Source organism: Streptomyces sp. PU-14G (genome assembly GCF_041028275.1).
In the GTDB taxonomy this organism is placed as follows: Bacteria; Actinomycetota; Actinomycetes; order Streptomycetales; family Streptomycetaceae; genus Streptomyces.
On sequence record NZ_JASKYT010000013.1, the window covers coordinates 22,323 to 40,419 of the forward strand.

Below are 18,097 nucleotides of genomic sequence, written 5' to 3' on the forward strand. Positions count from 1 at the left end.
CCCGGCTGACGAGAAAGAAAGAGGAAGAACCTCATGAGCAGCAGTTCGCGCAGCAGGAGAGGGGCGGCGGTGTCCGTGCTCCTCTTCACGTCGGTCCTGGTATCGGCCTGCGGAGCCGATGAGGCGGATCAGACATCCGCGAAGGGAACAGAAGAACAGTCCGGCGCCGGGGTGCGGAAGCCCGTCGTCGCCACCTACGACGGCGGAATCTACGTTCTCGACGGTGAAACCCTCAAGGTGGCGAAGGACGTTCCGCTCAAGGGCTACAACCGGGTGAACCCCGCGGGCGACGACCGGCACATCATGGTGTCCACCTCGCAGGGGTTCCGCGTTCTCGACGCGGTGCGGCAGAAGATGACCGACATCGCGTTCAAGGGCGCCGAGCCCGGACACGTGGTGCTGCACGCCGGCAAGACCGTGCTGTTCACCGACGGTACGGGCGAAGCCACCATCTTCGACCCGGCCGACCTCGGGAAGGGCAAGCCGAAGACCGAGACCTACGCCTCGCCGTCCCCGCACCACGGAGTGGCGGTCGAGTTGGAGAACGGCGAGCTCGTCACAACGCTCGGTACCGCCAACGAGCGCAAGGGCATCGTCGTTCTCGACGAGAAGCGCAAGGAGATCGCGCGGAACGAGAAGTGCCCGGAGGTGCACGGGGAGGCGACCGCGAAAGACGAGGCCGTGGTCATCGGCTGCGAGGACGGAGTGCTGATCTACAAGGATCAGAAGATCACCAAGGTGGACAGCCCCACCGAGTACGGGAGGATCGGCAACCAGAGGGGCTCGGAGAAGTCCCCCGTCGTGCTGGGCGACTACAAGCAGGACCCGGAGGCCGAGCTCGAACGCCCCGAGAAGGTGTCCCTGATCAACACCGAGACGGGCAAGATGCAACTCGTCGACCTGGGTACCAGCTACAGCTTCAAGTCACTGGCCGGCGGCCCGGGGGGCGAGGCCCTGGTGCTGGGGACGGACGGGAGCATCCACGTCATCGACCCCGAGTCGGGCAAGCTGACCAGGACACTGCCCGTCATCGACACGTGGCGCGAGCCGTTGGACTGGCAGCAGTCCCGCCCGGAGCTCTTCGTCCGCGGCGGTACGGCTTTCGTCACCGACCCTGAGCAGAAGAAGATCCACGCGGTGGACCTGGAATCCGGTAAGAAGAAGGCGACGGGGACCTTCGAGAAGAAGCCGAACGAGATCTCCGGGGTCGTGACGAGTTAAGCGTACGCTTCGCGGGCTTCGTCACCGTATCGATGGCTGCTGCCACCAGCAATGTCGGCGCCCCCGACCTGTTCCCCGCGCCCTCTGCGGCCAGGACGAGGCGGGCAAGTGACCGTCCGCACCGATGTCCTGGTACGGCCGCTCGGCGGTCACTTCGAGTCCTGGTCGACGAGGGCGTACAGCAGGTCGTACGCGCTCTGCACCAGACCGCAGCGCTGGGATCTGCGGGTGGCCACGGCGGCGAGTCCGGTGCCGGTCGCCGGGTGGTAGCCGAGGAAAGCCTGCTGGCCGAGGGTGGCCCCGGCGTGGAAGAGCAGGGGGCCGCCGGGCGCCGGATGCTGGAACCAGGTCAGGGTGTGCGTCTCGCCCTGCCGGCCGCCCCGGTGGAGTTGCGGTACCTGTACGGCGCGCAGCGGCCCCGCGAGCGGGCTGTCCGCGGGGTGCAGGTGGGCCTCCAGGTAGCCGAGCATGTCATCCGGTGTGGCGCGCACCGATCCCGCGGCGTGAAAGGCCCCCATGTCCATGGGCGGCACCGGACTGCGGCCGTCGGCGCGGTGCCCGACCGCGTCGGCGCCCTCGGGGCCGGGCTCCAGCGTGGTGCTCTCGAGCCGCAGTGGGCGCAGCACACGGGCGTGCAGCATCGCCGGGTAGCTGCTGTGGGCCGCACGGGCCAGCGCAGGACCCAGCAGCGCGACGCCGAAGTTGGAGTAGGTCCAGTGGCGCCCGGCAGGGTGCCGGGGTCTGGTGGCGGCGAAGGCGCGCAGCAGGCGGCCGGTGTCGTACCGGGCGTAGCCGCTCGTGGAGGGGCGCAGCACGGCGCCGGGGACCAGCCGGTGCGGAATGCGGGGGAGCCCCGCGGTGTGGGTCGCCAGATGCCGCAGGGTGATGGCGCCGGAGGCAGGGTGCGGCAGGTCCAGCGCGGGCGGCAGGTGGGCGGCCAGCGGATCGTCCTCGTCCAGCACCCCCTCGGCCGCCAGGGCGGCCAGCAGCAGCACCGTGTAGGTCTTGGAGACCGAGCCCAGCTCGTAGCGCAACCCCTCTCGGGGCGCGGCCGGTTCGGGGCGCCGGCCACCGGTCACCACCGTCCGGGTGCCGCGACGGGTGACGGCGAGGACGACGTCCGGCGCGGCGATGCGGGCCGTCTCCCGCGCCAGCCAGTCCCGTAGCGCGCCCCGGAAGCCGCTCCGGCGCGTGTCCGTGAGCGCGGGCGCGGTCACGCGCCCGCTGCCGACAGCGACCGGGAGGTGGCCATCGCCGATGCGAACGCGGCGACCAGCGTCGGGTGGTGCACCGTGTCGAAGACCTCGGCGGGGTCTCCCTCGGGCATCCGGCCGACCAGCGGCATCGCGCCCGTCTCGGACTGTGCCGCCGCGTAGCGCTGCCACAGTTCCGCGTCCAGCGCCGGGCGCGGCAGGCAGGCGTCCACGACCAGCAGCTCGCCCAGTAGGTCCCAGTGTTCGAGCTCCGCCCAGTCCGCCGACCAGGCGGGCAGGTACAACGTGAGGTATTCCGCGAGAGGTTCGGGCAGGCGTTCGGGCGCTTCCCCCCAGTTGGTGAGGTGGAAGACCGTGTGGGTGATGTCGTAGGCGATGTGCATCTGCACCGCCCACGGCTCCGGGTGCCGGCCCAGCCAGGTGGCGGCCGTCGCCTCGGCGATGTCGCCCCTGGGCGCAAGACCCATTCTGCGCTCGGCGTTGAGCAGCCCGAGCCGCCTGTTGGGCAGCAGCTCCAATGCCTGCCAGGTGGCCGTGCGCCGGGTGGTCTCCAGCGCGCGCTCCAGTCCCGGATGGCGATGGCCCAGCTCGTGGAAGATCGCGTAGATCTCCAGCGGGACGGGTGAGAACGGCTCGTCGTGCTGGAGAGAGGCGAGCACGTTGCCGCCGTCCAGCAGCTCCCGCCAGGCGAAGTCCAGCAGCGAGCCGGCCCGCTCGTGCTGGCGGCTGCCCGCCACACCTTCGCGAAAGAGCATCCGCATGTTGAGCGCCAGTTCACCGACCGGCTTGAGGCGCTCAATCAGCGCGGATCCGCGCTCCCGGTCCGTCTCGGTCAGCCGGAAGTGGTCGCGGTGAGCGTCCAGCCAGATCAGCGCGCGGTCGCCGACGCTGTGCAGGAGCGCGCAAGGGGCGGGGGGAGCAGTCACCGTCATGCGATCACCTCGCTGTCCTGAGCTGCCGCCCGGCCACCGCGGGCCGCGGTCCGGGCCAGGGTGCCGGCGAACGCCAGTACCAGGGTGGAGTGGTAGCAGTGCAGGAAGACCTCGCCGGCGCCGGCGCCGGCGGGGAGCGGCTCGCCGCGTTCAGGGAGGGCACCGTCGGGTGTCCTGGCGGCGGCCAGCCGTCGCCAGGCGGCCGGGTGGCCGGATGCTTTCGGCAGACAGGCCGTCACGGCCAGCAGTTCACCCGCCAGGTCCCACACCTCCTCCTCCAGCCAGCTCTCCAGCCAAGCGGGCAGCCAGGTGCGCAAGTATGCGGCGGACGCGGCGGGCAGGCGGCCCGGACAGCGTCCCCAGTCGGTGAGGTGGAACACGTCGTGGGTGAGGCCGTACGCGGACGCGCACTCCAGCGTCCACGGCTCCGGGAGCACGCCCAGACGGGTGTGCGCCAGGACCGTGTCGAACGCGGCATGGCGCCGTAGTCCGATGCGGGCCTCGGCGTTGAGCACGGCGAGCGTCCGCGTGTGGTCGTCGCGCGCGACCCGCCAGCCCCGCAGCGCGGTCGTGGTGCGCATCAGCTCCTCGGCGGCGGCGTTGCGCAGCCCGGCGCGCGCGAAGCTGCCGTACAGCTCCACGGGGTAGGTCGCCTGCGGTTCGGCGCGGACCAGTTCGGCGAAGACCGCGCCCTCGCGGGTTTCCCGCCAGGCGTGGTCCAGCAGGCGCCTGGCTCGTGCCCGCAGCGCGGGCAGCGGGTGCCGGGCGGCGATCAGGGCGCTCAGCTCGGCCAGTTCACCCAGCGGTTTGAGGGTCAGATCCGGATCGGCGGTGGTGGTGGTGTGCTGCGGGAGGTGGAAGAAGCCGGCATGCCGCTCCAGCCACTCCAGGCTTTCGCCCGTCAACGTGTCCAGCAGCGCGGTGCCGCACTCCGCCGCGTCCTGGCGGGGCGGAGTATCGGCGCGGACGGCGGTCACCCGCCCTGTCCGAAGAAACGTCGGGCGGCGGCCACGTGGACGGCCACCCGTGGGTCGCCGCTCATCTGCTCCACGAACCGCAGACCACTGTCCAGACCGAGGGTCGGTGGAGGGTGCGGCAGCCCGGCCAGCCATCGGCCCAGCCCGGCCGACTGCAGCCAGTCACGGCGGCGGACCGCGCGGACGAAGCCGCGGGCAAGATCGTCGGTGCGCTCGGCCAGCCGCGCCGTGAGGGTGGGGGCGAGGCCGGGCAGTGCCATGGACGCGAGCTGGGAGACCCGGTGCGAGAGCCGGGGCCAGGGGTCGGTCTCCAACCAGTCGCCGGCCGGCTCCGGTGGCGGCGACCAGTGCGCCGCGTGGCCGGGCAGCAGCGTGCGGCCGGCTTCCAGCAGCCCGCGGTAACTCCACCCGGAGACCGCCGAGGCGCCGTCGGGCGGAAAGGCGGCGAGCGTCTCCTGCACCATCGCCGCGTCCGCCGCGCCCGCACCGTCCGGGCCCGGGTGGCTGGGTACGGCGTACGGGGCCAGCGCGTCGGCCCCCAGCACCCGCACCGCCGCCGGTGCGAGCGCGTCGTCCTGCCGCAGCGTCCTGGTCAACGCGTACGGGTCGCCCTCGCCACGGAGGGCGAGGGCGATCTCGCAAGCGGCATCAGCGATGACAGCGCTCAGTGCGGCTGCTGCCGGTGCCTGTTCGCTCAAGACGCCCCCTACCGGGTGTCCGTCTTGGGGCGAGGGGTCGGAGGCGATGCGACCAGGAGGCCCAACAGCACCAGTCCGGCGCCGCACTCGCGGGTGTCGCGGAAGACACCGTCGGGTTCGGGGCTGTTCACCAGTTGCTCGACCTCTGCGGCCAGCGCCGCCGTCTCGGGCGGGGCGGTGCGGTCCGTAGTCATACGCTCATCTCCTTTTCCGCTCGGGGTCTCGTCCAGCTTGACCCTTAGGGCAAAGGTTCGCAATTCAGGCAATAAGGGCAGCTCATCGGGGTGGTCGCCACCCTCCCGGACGCCCCTGGCCGACCGGGCGGCGCCCCGTCGCGCGGCGCACCGGCCCGTCCCGTGCAGCTCGCCCGTCCCGGACGGAGGCGGCGGACAGGCCGCAACCACCCGCCACGGGAACTGCCGCATGCCTGGCGCCAGGACGAGGCCCGTCCGCCTGGACGAGCTCGAAGGTCAGGCATGCCACGCCGTGTCGAGCGGCCCGGCGCAGTCGCGCGCCCGGGCGGCGGGGGAGTGGCGGCCAGGCGGGAGGAGCGCTTCGGCGTTGGTGCGGTCGACGGCTGTGAGCGTGACCGGATTGACGTCGCTGTGCAGGCCGCCCGCGAAGTACCGGCCGGCGGACCGCGACCGCTCGGGCCGCGACCGCTCGGACCGCGACCGATCAGGCCGCAACTGCTCAGGCCGCAGCTGCGACGCACCCGTAGCAGTGGCCCCCCCGGGAGGAGGCGGCCCGCGGCCGTGCCGATGTTGGCTCCCGCGATACCCCCCGCGATGACCCGAGGGGTGCTCGGCGGTCCCGGCTGCCCCATGCCCGCCCCCGGCGGGTGAAGTGGAGCTGGCGCTGGGCGAGGGCGTGTGACATGCCGCTTTCGGTGCGGAGCAACACAGCTCCTCTCGCGGGCTTCAGCTCGTCGGGTCGGAAGGGGCACTCGCCTGCCGCGAGCGGGCCAGGGCCAGCCCCTCCAGTCGTTCGATGCTCTGGTTGAGTTGACTCAGCAGGGTCAGGAAGTGCTCGGTCGTCTTGCCCGTCCACTCGGTCGCCTCGATGAGGCGCGCCGCGCCTTCGAGGCTGATCTCCCGGTCGGCTCGGAGCCGTTCCAGGCCCAGGGCAGTGGGCCGGTACTTGCGTGCCATGCCGCCGTCGGGGTCGGGAATGCGCTCCACCAGGTTCTTCCGGAGCATGGCGCTGACCTGGCGGTTGATGGTGGAGACGTCGACCTGGAAGGTGTGGGCCAGCTCTTTGAGAGTGAGGGGCTCGCCGGCTTCCAGGCGAGTGAGCAGAACGTAGGCCGAGCGTTCCAGGGCCTGGCCCGCACGGGGCCCGCGTGAGGCGACGAAGTGGCGGGACAGGAGGGTCAGCTCCCGTTCGAGCTCGATGAGCCGGCGCTCTTCTTCGTCCATGACTCTGCCCTTCCTGTGCCGACGCGTCGCCCCATCATCGCGCACGCCCACTGCCGCCTGGCCCCGCACCCCAACGGTTTGTGCATAGCGCACTGCATGTGTACTGTGAACAACGGATGCATGATGAACATCGAGTCGTGCACTGTTCTGCTTCCCCCTCCCACGAGCAATGGAGTAACGCGTGAGCGCAGATCCGTCCGAGGGACAACCGGCTATCGTCTATCCGACGGCGCGTGCCTGCCCGTTCAGCCCGCCCGCCGAGTTCGGCCGGCTCCGCGCCGTTCCGGGGCTGCCGCGGGTTCAGGCGCTGGAGGGCGCCCAGCCGCGGTTGATCACTCGCTACGAGGACGCCAAGGCCGTCCTGTCGAGCCCGGGCCTCTCCGCCCGGCTGGACAGCCCCGGCTTCCCCCTGTTCAGTCCCAGCGACGTTCAGCAGCGGGACGACAAGAACGAGAGCCTGATCCGCACCGATGACCCCGACCACCTGACGCAGCGCCGTCGCCTGGCCCGGCATTTCACGGTCAAGCGTGTGCATGCCCTGCGCGAGGACATTCAGCGGACGGTCGACGAGGCCGTAGACGAGCTGCTGGAGGCAGGCTCGCCCGCCGATCTGGTCACGCTGGTGGCTCGGCCCATCCCGGCCCGGGTCATCTGCCTGATGCTGGGCGTGCCCTATGCCGACCACGCCTTCTTCCAGGACGCCGCCGCCCGTGCGCTGGCCGGTGATGCGGAGCCGGACGAGGTGCGAGTCGCTCTGGGCGAGCTTGCCGAGTATCTGGACGCGCTGGTGGGGGAGAGGATACGCGCCGCCGACGGCGATGACGTGCTCTCGCAGCTGACCCGCGACCTGGTGCTGCCCGGCACGATCGACCGGCGGGAACTGGTCACCATCGCCATGACCCTGCTCGTCGCCGGCTTCGAGACCACGGGCAACATGATCGGGCTGGGCACCGCGCTGTTCCTGCGCCACCCCGAGCAGCGGGACCTGTTCCTCGCAGGCGACGAGGCGGCGCAGACCGAGGCGATCGAGGAAGTGCTGCGCTACCTGTCCGTGGCCCAGCACCCGCGGCAGTTCGCCGTGCGGGAGGAGATGACCGTCGGCGGCTGCCCCCTCCGCGCCGGAGAAGGTGTGCTGATCTCCCTGCCCTCGGCCAACCGCGACGCCGCGGCCTTCGAGGACCCGGATGTCTTCGACGTACGGCGTCCGGCTCGCGGGCACCTCGCGTTCAGCCACGGCACGCATCAGTGTCTAGGCCAGGCGCTGGCCCGCCTGGAGCTGCTGCTGACCTTCCGCACCCTGTTCACGCGGGTGCCCACACTGCGCGAGGCCGAAGATTCCGGCCCGTACGACGTCAAGCAGCACAGCCGTGTCCACGGACTCAACTCGTTCACCGTCGCCTGGTAGGAGGCCCACACATGAAGATCACCATTGACGAAGGCAAGTGCGTCGGCGCCGGCCAGTGCGTCCTGATCGCCCCGGACGTGTTCGACCAGCGTGACGAGGACGGTGTCGCCGTGCTCTTCTCCGAGGAGACGCCGGAGCACGAGCGCCCCCGTGTGCGGGAGGCCGCCCGGGTGTGCCCCGCCGCGGCGATCGCGATGGACGGCCGATGAGCCGGCACATCGTCGTCGTCGGGACGGGCGCCGCCGGCCTGGCCGTGGCGCAGGAGCTGCGGCACCTGGGTTACGACGACGCTCTCACCCTCGTCGGGGCGGAGGACCATCCGCCTTACGACCGGCCGCCGCTGTCCAAGCGTTTCCTCAAGGGCGCGTCGGGGTCCGAACAGTTGCGGCTGGCCGACCCCGACGCCCTGAAGCGGCTCGGCGCCTCCGTGTACCGGGGGCGCCGGGCCACCGGGGCGGACCTCACCGCACGCACGGTCTCCCTGGACGACGGAACGGTCCTGTCGTACACCGACCTGGTCGCCGCGACCGGCGTCATTCCCCGCACACTGCCCGGTACGGCGGAACTTGCCGGCGCCGTGACGCTGAAGACTCTCGATGACGCGCAGGCCCTGGCCGGGCGGTTGCGTCCGGGGCATCGGCTGGTCGTGGTGGGCGGCGGGTTCCTGGGCACCGAGACGGCGTGGACGGCGCTGTCCCTGGGGTGCGAGGTCACCCTGGTGACCCCGACGCCCACCGTGCTGTCAGGGCTGGGCGGCCAGGTCGGTGCCGTCGCCGGGGAACGGCTCGCCGCAGCCGGTGCCACGCTACTCACCCGGACCGCCGTCGAGGCGGTGCGCCAGGGCGACGGACTGCCCGCGGACGGGGCCCTCGAGGTGCTGCTGGACGACGGCACACGGCTGCCCGCCGAGACCGTGCTCACCGCGATGGGTTCGCTGCCGGACGTCGCCTGGTGCGCCACGACGGGGCTCGACCTGTCCGACGGTATCCGCTGTGACGCCGTCGGCCGCGCCGCACCGGGCGTCCACGCCTGCGGCGACGTGGCGGCCTGGTACTGCCCCTCGCGCGGTGCGCACCTGCGTCTGGAACACCGGATGCACGCGAGCGACCAGGCCCGCGTGGTCGCTGCGGATCTGCTGGGTGAGCACCGGGAGCTGGATCGGGTGCCGTTCTTCTGGACGGACCAGGGACCGCACAAGATCGTCGTACACGGGCACATCATGCCCGACGCGCAGTTCGAGGTACGTGAGGCCGATACGGAACACGAGCGCTTCACCGGGGTCTACCGGACGGACGGGCGGGTGTGCGCCGTCCTCGGCTGGAACGCCCCGAAACAGGTCCTGCGCCTGCGCCGCGAGCTGCTCACCGGCCCTGAGCCGGCCGCCGTCGCCCCCTCACTCGCAGGCGCGCCGAAGTCCGGATAAACCGGCCGTCCGTTCCACGTCCGCGCTCGTGCCCGCGGACCGCAGACACTCTCAAGGAGCTCTCTCTTGTCGACCGGTTCCCCTCGCACGCGAGGGCCGGGCGCGATCACCGCCGTGATCGCCCTCAGCGGCATCGTCGTGTCGCTCATGCAGACACTCGTCGTGCCGATCATCCCGCAGCTGCCGCAACTACTCGACGCCTCGGCTTCCAACGCGTCGTGGGTGATCACCGCCACGCTCCTGGCGGCGGCCGTGGTCACCCCCATCTCGGGCCGACTCGGTGACATGTACGGCAAACGGCGGGTCCTCATCGCCAGCCTGCTCGTGCTCGTCGTGGGCTCCCTCGTCTGCGCCGTCTCCGACAGCCTGGTCCCGGTGATCGTGGGACGTGCGTTGCAGGGCCTGGCCACCGGTGTCATACCGGTTGGTATCAGCGTCCTGCGCGACGAGCTCCCGGCCGCCCGCGTCGGCGGCGCCGTCTCCCTGGTCAGTGCCACGCTCGGCGTGGGTGGCGCGATCGGCCTGCCGGTGTCGGCCGCCCTCGTCCAAAGCGCGGACTGGCACGTCCTGTTCTGGCTCGCCGCCGGCCTCGGCGCCGTCTGCCTGCTGCTGGTGACGCTGCTGCTGTCCGAGTCCCCGCACCTGTCACCCGGGCGGTTCGACGCGCCGGGCGCGGCCGGTCTGGCAGGCGGCCTGGTACTCCTGCTGCTCCCGGTCACCAAGGGCGGCGACTGGGGCTGGACCAGCGGTACGACACTGGGCCTGTTCGCGGCGGGCGCCGTGGTCCTGGCCCTGTGGGGCTGGTACGAGACGCGTGCGTCCCAGCCGCTGGTGGACCTCAGAGTCACCGTGCGCCGTCCCGTGCTGTTCACCAACCTGGCGTCCATCCTGGTCGGTTTCGCCATGTACGCCATGTCGCTGACCCTGCCCCAGCTGCTGCAGTCGCCCGAGGCCACCGGCTACGGGCTGGGCCAGTCCATCCTGGCCGCGGGCCTCGCTCTGGCACCGGGCGGCCTGGTCATGATGGCTCTCTCGCCCGTCTCCGCCCGGCTCACCGCCCGGTACGGCGCCCGCACCTCCCTGCTCACGGGAATCGCCGTCATCGGCGCGGGATACGGCGCGGGTCTGCTGCTGATGTCGCAGGTGTGGCAGATCGTCGTCACCTCGATGATCATCAGCGCCGGCGTCGGCATCGCCTACGCCGCCATGCCCGCCCTCATCATGGCCGCCGTCCCCGTGACCGAGACGGCGTCCGCCAACGGGATCAACGCGCTCATGCGCTCCATCGGCACCTCAACCGCCAGCGCGGTCATGGCAGCCATCCTGGCGAACATGACCATGCGGCTCGGCCCCACGCAGCTACCGACTCAGGCCGGTTTCCGCATGACCTACGTGGTCGCGGTGCTCGCCTCGGTCGTCGGCCTGCTGCTCACCCTCGCGATCCCACGCACCCGTGCTGCGTCCCCCGAGCGCAGCGCTCGCGCCGCCCGGCACGCAGTGCCCGCGTCGGCCAAGGCGTCGGCCACCACCAGCGAGCAGTGAACCCACGGGCGCACCCGGTACGTACCACAAGGAACACGGACACACCCGGGCGGCTCGCACCGCTCCGCCTGGCCCGACGCCTCGTCGAGGAGTCGGTCACCCTCTCCTGCGGCGCGCGCATCCACGGCAAGACGGGCGGCACCAACAGTGCCCTGTCCGCGATGGCCGCCACCAGGAACGGCACCCCGTAGATGACCTTCGACATCCGACATCAATGGCGACTGGCCCAAGGACGCCTCCTCCTACGCCGGTGTCGTCGACACCGCGTTCTCCGGCGAATCCCAACCCTGACACCGCCACCTTCTTCGTTCTGGTTGCCAGCCGGGGGCGCACGGGACGGCGCTGCCTGACCGCTCCGGGGATCAGGCGTCCGGGCAGGGCCTTCCGTGAGCCGGTGCCCGCTCCGCGGCCGGTGCCCGCTCCGCGGCCGGTGCCCGCTCCGCGGGCGGTGACCCCGGACGGGCAAATGCGTCGACAGGTCGCTCGGCGCCCGGCAAGATGACCGCCCGTGACGAGTAGTGAGCTGTGGACACGTGCGACCGCCGACCGCTACGACGCCGAGGAGAGCGAGATGTCCTCGGCCGCCGTTCTCGAACCGACGCTCGCCTTCCTTGCTGAGCTCGCCGGAGACGGCCGCGCACTGGAGTTCGCCATCGGAACCGGACGCGTGGGCGTCCCCCTCCAACAGCGCGGCGTGCCGGTAGCCGGCATCGAACTGTCCGAACACATGGCAGCGGTCCTGCGGCGGAAGGTCGAGGGAGACACGCTTCCCGTGGCCATCGGGGACATGGCCACCACCACCGTCCCCGGCGACTTCACCCTCGTCTATCTCGTCTACAACACCATCACCAACCTGCTCACCCAGCACGAGCAGGTCGAGTGTTTCCGCAACGCCGCACGTCATCTGAGGCCCGGCGGCCGATTCGTCATCGAGCTGGGTGTGCCGCCACTGCGGCTTCTGCCACCCGGCCAGGTCGCGGTGCCGTTCGACGTCTCCGAGCAGCATCTCGGCTTCGACACCTTGGACCCGGGCGAGCAGATCCTCGTCTCGCACCACTTCACCCGCGACGGCGAAGACGGCCGCTACCGTCGCGACACCTCACAGCACCGGTACGCCTGGCCGGCAGAGCTCGACTTGATGGCACGGATCGCCGGGCTCGAGCTCGAACGCCGCGTCGCGGACTGGAACGGCGCTCCGTTCACCCAGGAGTCAGCTCGGCACATCTCCGTGTGGCGCAAGCCGACTGGAGGCCGGCCCTCCGGGCCGCCAACGGCGTAGCGTCTCCGCCTTCGTTGCTTCTTCGGTCGGGGCGGGGAACGTGCGTCACGCCCTCGCGCCGGCAGCGAGCGAGGACATCGTGCAGGTCCGGGGGCCCGCTCGGCGAGGATGTCGATGCCCTCGTGCAGGTAAGCGGTAGCCGGTGGCCCGGGAGACGCCGGCGTCACGGGCTATACAGTGCACGCAGCCCCGCTCGCGGAACCAGCGCAGCACCAGCACCGCCTGGCGGAACGGCCCGAGCGCGCGGGACCTCCTCGGGATGCCGGTCCGCCGCCGGTGAGCGGCCAGCAGCCGGGCGAGGCACCCCGCCACGTGGCGCGGGACATCGAGCGTGGCACTGTAGGCGACCCACGTGAAGCCTCTGGTTCAGCGGACAATCTTGTGAGAGAGACCTGTCCTACCAAGGTCTTCACGTCTGCCCGCAACCGGGGCTCGGTCGAACCCCGCCACCTGCCTCGACACGGCGTAGATCATGTCGTGAAGATCATTTCGTTGGAGCAAAAACCCACTCGAGCCAGGATGATCAAGAGGTCTCAGAGTAGCTCGCTTTCGATCCGCCGTCCGTGGTCCTCGATTCACTCGTTGCCGCGGCTTTCCCCGTTGCCCCTCGCCTAAAGAAAGTTCCAGTGCACCCAGCCGGAGCCCGCGCGGGCGGCGGTCACGGGATACGGCTGCTGATGCGGCGGGTTCCCCACCACATCTTCGAGGTAGTAGTAGTCGGACGGGTCCAGCCCGGAGATCGACGAGACCCGCCGCACGTAGGGGCGCCCCAGCAGGTAGCTGTCACGTGGCGTCCCGCCGCCCATCGTGTCGAACAGCGCGTGGTCGAGGTTGCTCTCCTGCCGCAGCGGCAGCGCGGCGGAGTCGGCCTCCGACCCCACCAGGAACTCCGTCCCCCAAGCGGTGAGATGGGCCCGGGCCAGCCCGTAGACAAGCTCCGGCACCCGCGCGGCGCTCTCGCTGACGTTGATCGGGTCGTACTTGCCGTCGCTGGTCATGTTACCGGCGACCGTCCCGTGCCTCCCTCGGGATGCGAACAGCCGGTAGCCGGTGGGCTGCGCCGGGCTCGGCTCGATCGCCTCCAGCGGGTCCGCGAGTTGGCAGTCGTCCGCCAGTGTGCTCCAGGTCTTCCCCAGGTTCGTGGTCGCGAAGCTGCCGGCCATCTTGGCGGTGGGCCGCGGCACCAGCCCGTTGAAGCCGCTGTCGAGGTGGTCCCAGGCCGTGATGCCGACATACTCGGCGACGTTCGGCGGCAGCTGGGTGATGATCCCGTACCAGTCCCCGGGGCCGGGAACAGGGTCGATCGCGAAAATGCGCACTGGCACGTCCTTGCGGCCGTACGCGTAGAGGAACCAAGCAGCCATGATGCATTCCATGGCGCCCCTGCTGTGCCCGATGAAGTTGTACGCCTCCGCGTCGCTGCGCGCCGAGAGGTTCGCGCCGTGCAGGGCGAGAGCGGCGGCCTCCTGGCCCGCCGCCTGCGACAGCGTCGACCACCGATCGCCGCCGGAGTACACCTGAGTGCTGGCCAGCAGGTCCCGGGGAACGGTCAGCGGGCCGGTCAGAACCAGCGGCTCGCTGGCGTTCCGAGGCACCGCCCAGTCGTTCTCGCCCACGCCGCGCACCGTCACGCTGGGACTGGTGGCGGCCAGATCGCCGGTGATCTCCTTGTGGATACGGACCGGGATATAGCCCGTCCCGGGACTGTAGGTCCTCTTGTCGCTGCCCTCACGCGACACCTCGCCTTCGTCTCGCGTGCAAGCCGTCCCGCTGAAGCACACGTGAGCACATTGCTCATGAATGACCCTCCCCTTCTCCCGGCAGGCGGTCGCCCACCCCGAACGGGACTACCCGACATCATGTGCCGTATTGGACATCCAGTCATAGATCACTCGGGTGGGTGATGAAGGGCCCCCGACGTGCACGATGTCCTCGCTCGCTGCCGGCGCGAGGGCGTGACGCACCTGGTCTTCGACGGCACGTTGATCGAGTCGGACCGCCTCGTCGGTGTCCGCGAGAACGGCAACGACTTGTGGTTCAGCCCAGAAGCACAAGGCATCCGGCGGCAACATCCAGTTCCTCGCCGAGCCGGACGGCACCCCGCTGTGGGTCTCCGAGGTCGAGTCCGGCAGCATCCCCGGCCTCACCGCGCCCCGGATGCACGCCCTTCCCGCACTGTGCGAAGCGGGCGGCCGACGGCTTGCTCAGCGGCGCGTGCTGTTCGGTCCGTTCACCGGAGGCATTTCACTGTCCTTCTCATCTCCCAGCCGTCCTCGTCCAGGACGACCAGCATCAGCCGAGCGAGCTCGCTCAACTGCGCCGGTTTCTGGAGATCGCAGCCAAGGCTTCCTGGACGGTGACGAACTCCTCGGTGCCCACCTGCGTCAAGTCGACCAGAGTTTCCGAGCCGCCGGATACCTTCACGAACACCACACCGTGAGTGGGGTGATATACCCCAGCCCTGTAGTTGCCGGGGTAAACGTCGCTGGGAATGACCTCACCCACCGACTGGCGGGTCGTGGCGTCGACGGCGTAGTAGCAGCCCGTACCGTCACCGCGGTCCACCGCGATCAGCTTTCCCATTGCGGCCACCCTCCCCAAGTCGTGGCTCTGCGGTCAGAGTACGCATACCGACCGGTGCGGCCAAGAGAAAACTGCGTACAACGTGCCGCCCCGACAGCAGCCACACCCTGGAAAGGCGTTCGATCTGCCATGCCCTTGAGCGTGGTTGATGACAGAGTCCTGAGAAGAACCGCTGGTGCGAAGTGGTAGCCGCGGTGGACGCGGTGCTGCCGCTTCTCAGTACGGAAAGCCGCCGCACAGTGACTGCCTTGCGCCACGCCCGTGTTTCACCTGTCGCTGACCTGCCGTGGCTCTGGGGCTGAGCGGCTCCGATGGCGTCGCCGTCGGATGTGTATGGCGCCGACGAGCGCGGTGGTTGCGGCCCCCCAGGCCAGGAGCTGCCCGGTCGAGCTCCACCGGGCCTTCCTGGCGTACTCGCACACGGGTGTGATGGAGGGGCGCCCAGCCGCGTGATCGACCGTGCGGGGGGAGAGGAGGGACCCACACTTCTCCCGCACCGACGCGGTCGGGTCGGTGGGATCCTCGTTGGCCTCGACCGGCAGCAGCACCAGGGCAATCGAAGCGAGAAGCAGCAGAGCCGGAATGGAGAAAAGCACGGAATGCACCGGCAGCCCCTTCCACCGCTGCGATATCGGCCTTGCTCCGGCCTTCAGCATCGCCTCTGTCCCTCCCCGCCGGGCGCACGACAGCTCCGGCCGCGGCTCGATTCACGCACGGTCGCTCGGCACTATGGCACGCCTTGACCATGACAGGCCTCCGCTTCCGCGCACGGCCGTCTGCCGCTGCTCTCGTCCTGTCCGGTTCAGGAGGCGCATGATGCGACCTTGCCAGCGGGCTCACGCCCCCGCTGCGCTCGGCGCCACCCTCCTGGGTTCGCCAAGAACAGCGCGGAGCACGTGCGTCCAGTGTTCCGGGTTCCAGCAGGAGCGGAAGTACTCCAGCCGTGCCGGGAGGCACGTGGGGTGATGTCGTAGGTTGGACTCGACCGGTCGTGTGGGGAGAGGCGAGTTGTGACGTCGTCATTGTTCGAGGCACTGGGCGAAGAGCAGTTCTGCGTGACGGCGGTGCGGGGGCTGGATGAAGCCGACGTACTGGAACGGCTCGGTCACAGCGGGAAGGAGCCTTTGCCGCGATACGGGGCCAAGGACGGGGTCGAGCATCTGGGCCTGGACAGCGGGGCCGTGCGGATCTATTGCCCGGAGGGAGCAGAATGGGCATACGTGTTCGACGTGAACGGGCACTCTGGCTTTGGTCATCGCACACCGGTGCTGGAACGTCTGTCGGCAGGTACGGAAGCGGTCTCTGTTTGGTCCCTGATCGCTTCGACCACACACGTCGCACACATACAGGACGGGCAGGTACTCGCCCGATTCAACGCGTGGACCTTCGAGCCGGCTTCCGGTCCCGGAGCCGACCGGCTCAACCGCGCTCTGGAGAGGATGGGCTTCTTCCTTCCCGATGACGAGGTCGATGATGAACTCTCCGACCCGGCTGCCGCACTCGAAGCGGTGGAGGATGAATTCGGGCTGCTGGTGGACCCGGAGGCTGTGGCAGGGCCGCTGCCGACGGTCGTCATCGCGGAGCCGTTGACCTGAACCGTCGGCAGCGTCCGCTTGCTGGGCGTGCCCTGCCGGGGGGCCGCTGCGGGCACCTTCAGGCGTTTGGCAGCCTGGCCTGCGCCGTACCCGGTTCGTTGCACGAGAGCACCTCTCGCTCGTTCGTCGAAAGCCGGTCACGTGGCTGAGGACCTGATCGGCCGGGCATACCCAGGGGTGGGTGCGCTCCGTGATCCTCAGGGGTTTCAATCGGCGGATGAGTGATACGCATGGAATGCTGGCCGGTAAGACCGTCATGATCACGGGCGCGTCGAGCGGTATCGGAGAGGCAGCAGCTCGTCTGTTCGCCGCTGAGGGGGCTGCGGTTCTCCTGATGGCCCGCCGCCAGGACGTACTGAAGCGACTGGCCCAGGAGATAAACGACTCGGGCGGCCGGGCAGCGATCAGCACGGGCGATGTCGCGGTCCCCGAGGACGTACAGCGCGCCGTGGACGCGGCTCGCGAGCACTTCGGCGCCCTGGACGCGGCATTCAACAACGCGGGTTTCGCCGGTGAAGACCTGTCCCCGATGCACGAGCTGGACCAGGCCGTCTTCGACCGCACGATGGCCGTCAACGTCAGCGGCACCTGGAACTGTCTGCGCTCCCAGATCCCGGTGATGCTCGAAGCGGGCAAGGGCGCGATCGTCAACACGTCCAGCACCGCGGCCATGGGGGCCACTGGAGCGCCCGTGCCCTACGCCGCAGCGAAGCACGCGGTGCTCGGTATGACCAGGGCTGCAGCGGCCGAGTACGCGGCACACGATATTCGCATCAACACGCTCGTTGTCGGCACCACCCGCACGGAGATGATCGACCAAGCGGTGGATGCCTACCCGGAGTTGGGGAAGGCGTTCGTCGCCCGTCAGATGCAGAAGCGCATGGCAGATCCCGTCGAGATCGCCCAGGCGGCCCTGTGGCTGTGCAGCGACCGCGCTTCCTTCGCCACGGGTTCGGCGCTGGCCGTGGACGGCGGTTGGACGGCCAACTGACGGTTGCCGCAGCTGACGGACGAGGGAAGGCGGCAGGTGGGTCGGGCCTGGCCGTGGAATGTGTGTCGATGATGTCCGGGACCGCGCCGGCGTGTGCTGTGCCTGTTGCCCAAGCAGCCGTAGGTCCATGTCTTCTCCCGTCTGGTGGCCGGCCGCCGTCGGCCCGGCCGCCACCGCATGGAGACTCCCGGGACCAGCGCCACGGTGGGCAACGCGTGACGCGCAGTCGTCCTCCTGCACAGCGTGGTCCGGCTGCGTCCCTGGTGTCGGCTGCCGGCCCGCAATGCCCTGTTTGCCGCGGGCATGGCGATGGCTTCCATACGTGCCGACGGTGAAGGGTTCATGTCGACAATCGGCTGGTTCGGGCTCTGGCCGTCGGGATGGTGTTCGGCGCCGGCCCGGGCTCACAGCAGCCAGTCCTGCCAGACGTCGGCACGAGCGTGGAGAGCAGCCCGGTCGTAGGGGAGCGTTGGGGGCAGTCACGAGCACGCGCCCAAGCTGACCGTATGTCCGGTCGCAGCCCGTTGTGGCCCTGCTGCGTCGGCTCTTGGCCCGCTTGGGAGGGTGCGGGCGGCCGTCGGTTATGCCTCCGGGCACGAGCGGAGCCCGATCAGGAGTGCCGCGGCGGTGACGGTGCGGCGAAGCCGTCCGAGACGGGCTCGCACGGCCGGCCGGCGGGTGCGTGCCATGAGCATGCCGTGGCATCACAGCATGCGCGAGCGGAGACCCCGCGCCGTGGTGCCCCTGCGGTCATCGCGCCTTGGACTGGAGGGGGCCCGGCCCCGGCTCCTTGGCGGGGGGCCGGGSCCCCTCCAGTCC

The 18,097-nt window shown here is 70.3% G+C and carries 17 protein-coding genes and 2 pseudogenes; 10 read left to right on the forward strand and 9 right to left on the reverse strand.

Annotated features, from left to right (window positions below; genetic code table 11):
* Positions 1–33 precede the first annotated feature (33 nt).
* Positions 34–1,221 (forward strand): zinc metallochaperone AztD, encoded by a 1,188-nt coding sequence (gene aztD, locus AB8Z75_RS03160; RefSeq protein ID WP_369199797.1) that lies wholly within the window; start codon positions 34–36, stop codon positions 1,219–1,221.
* Between the two features lie 149 nt (positions 1,222–1,370).
* Here the strand turns inward: aztD and AB8Z75_RS03165 are convergent, their stop codons facing one another.
* The 6 genes from AB8Z75_RS03165 to AB8Z75_RS03190 form a co-directional block, all read right to left on the reverse strand.
* Positions 1,371–2,438 (reverse strand): serine hydrolase domain-containing protein, encoded by a 1,068-nt coding sequence (locus AB8Z75_RS03165; protein ID WP_369199798.1) that lies wholly within the window; start codon positions 2,436–2,438, stop codon positions 1,371–1,373.
* Entirely contained in the window at positions 2,435–3,367 is a 933-nt protein-coding gene (locus AB8Z75_RS03170) for a hypothetical protein (RefSeq protein WP_369199799.1), read from the reverse strand. The genes AB8Z75_RS03165 and AB8Z75_RS03170 overlap by 4 nt, the downstream gene beginning before the upstream one ends.
* Positions 3,364–4,344, reverse strand: coding sequence for a hypothetical protein (locus AB8Z75_RS03175; RefSeq protein WP_369199800.1), 981 nt, complete (start codon positions 4,342–4,344; stop codon positions 3,364–3,366). Before AB8Z75_RS03175 ends, AB8Z75_RS03170 begins: the two co-directional genes overlap by 4 nt.
* Entirely contained in the window at positions 4,341–5,042 is a 702-nt protein-coding gene (locus tag AB8Z75_RS03180; protein WP_369199801.1) for a hypothetical protein, read from the reverse strand. The genes AB8Z75_RS03175 and AB8Z75_RS03180 overlap by 4 nt, the downstream gene beginning before the upstream one ends.
* An 8-nt stretch (positions 5,043–5,050) precedes the next feature.
* Positions 5,051–5,236, reverse strand: a complete 186-nt coding sequence (locus tag AB8Z75_RS03185; RefSeq protein ID WP_369199802.1) for a hypothetical protein — start codon at positions 5,234–5,236, stop codon at positions 5,051–5,053.
* A gap of 726 nt (positions 5,237–5,962) precedes the next feature.
* Positions 5,963–6,460, reverse strand: a complete 498-nt coding sequence (locus tag AB8Z75_RS03190; RefSeq protein WP_369199803.1) for a MarR family winged helix-turn-helix transcriptional regulator — start codon at positions 6,458–6,460, stop codon at positions 5,963–5,965.
* Positions 6,461–6,641: 181 nt separating this feature from the next.
* On the opposite strand from AB8Z75_RS03190, the gene AB8Z75_RS03195 reads away from it, so the two are divergent.
* The 6 genes from AB8Z75_RS03195 to AB8Z75_RS03220 all read left to right on the forward strand — a co-directional run bounded on the left by AB8Z75_RS03195 (position 6,642) and on the right by AB8Z75_RS03220 (position 12,109).
* Positions 6,642–7,865, forward strand: coding sequence for a cytochrome P450 (locus tag AB8Z75_RS03195; protein WP_369199804.1), 1,224 nt, complete (start codon positions 6,642–6,644; stop codon positions 7,863–7,865).
* A gap of 11 nt (positions 7,866–7,876) precedes the next feature.
* Positions 7,877–8,074, forward strand: coding sequence for a ferredoxin (locus AB8Z75_RS03200; RefSeq protein ID WP_369199805.1), 198 nt, complete (start codon positions 7,877–7,879; stop codon positions 8,072–8,074).
* Positions 8,071–9,288 carry an NAD(P)/FAD-dependent oxidoreductase gene (locus tag AB8Z75_RS03205; RefSeq protein ID WP_369199806.1) on the forward strand — a complete coding sequence of 406 codons (1,218 nt, stop codon included), beginning with the start codon at positions 8,071–8,073 and terminating at the stop codon, positions 9,286–9,288. The genes AB8Z75_RS03200 and AB8Z75_RS03205 overlap by 4 nt, the downstream gene beginning before the upstream one ends.
* Before the next feature lie 66 nt (positions 9,289–9,354).
* Positions 9,355–10,830, forward strand: a complete 1,476-nt coding sequence (locus AB8Z75_RS03210; protein WP_369199807.1) for an MFS transporter — start codon at positions 9,355–9,357, stop codon at positions 10,828–10,830.
* A complete protein-coding gene (locus tag AB8Z75_RS03215) occupies positions 10,827–11,021 on the forward strand; it encodes a hypothetical protein (protein ID WP_369199808.1) in 195 nt (64 codons plus the stop codon). Before AB8Z75_RS03210 ends, AB8Z75_RS03215 begins: the two co-directional genes overlap by 4 nt.
* A 317-nt stretch (positions 11,022–11,338) precedes the next feature.
* A complete protein-coding gene (locus tag AB8Z75_RS03220; RefSeq protein WP_369199809.1) occupies positions 11,339–12,109 on the forward strand; it encodes a class I SAM-dependent methyltransferase in 771 nt (256 codons plus the stop codon).
* Positions 12,110–12,179: 70 nt separating this feature from the next.
* On the opposite strand, the pseudogene AB8Z75_RS03225 reads toward AB8Z75_RS03220, so the two are convergent.
* Together AB8Z75_RS03225 and AB8Z75_RS03230 are read right to left on the reverse strand one after the other, a co-directional pair.
* Positions 12,180–12,421: pseudogene (locus AB8Z75_RS03225) on the reverse strand (IS5/IS1182 family transposase); the annotation flags it as partial.
* Positions 12,422–12,720: 299 nt separating this feature from the next.
* Positions 12,721–13,848 carry a hypothetical protein gene (locus AB8Z75_RS03230; RefSeq protein WP_369199810.1) on the reverse strand — a complete coding sequence of 376 codons (1,128 nt, stop codon included), beginning with the start codon at positions 13,846–13,848 and terminating at the stop codon, positions 12,721–12,723.
* Positions 13,849–14,070: 222 nt separating this feature from the next.
* Here AB8Z75_RS03230 and AB8Z75_RS03235 point away from each other — a divergent pair.
* A pseudogene (locus AB8Z75_RS03235) lies at positions 14,071–14,245 on the forward strand (IS5/IS1182 family transposase); the annotation flags it as partial.
* 174 nt (positions 14,246–14,419) lie between these two features.
* On the opposite strand, the gene AB8Z75_RS03240 reads toward AB8Z75_RS03235, so the two are convergent.
* Complete coding sequence (locus AB8Z75_RS03240; protein WP_369199814.1) at positions 14,420–14,692, reverse strand: hypothetical protein; 273 nt, start codon at positions 14,690–14,692, stop codon at positions 14,420–14,422.
* 1,010 nt (positions 14,693–15,702) lie between these two features.
* Here AB8Z75_RS03240 and AB8Z75_RS03245 point away from each other — a divergent pair.
* On the forward strand, positions 15,703–16,287 hold the full coding sequence (locus AB8Z75_RS03245) for a DUF6461 domain-containing protein (protein ID WP_369199811.1): 585 nt from the start codon (positions 15,703–15,705) through the stop codon (positions 16,285–16,287).
* Between the two features lie 217 nt (positions 16,288–16,504).
* Positions 16,505–17,278 (forward strand): SDR family NAD(P)-dependent oxidoreductase, encoded by a 774-nt coding sequence (locus AB8Z75_RS03250; RefSeq protein ID WP_369199812.1) that lies wholly within the window; start codon positions 16,505–16,507, stop codon positions 17,276–17,278.
* Positions 17,279–18,097: the final 819 nt, after the last annotated feature.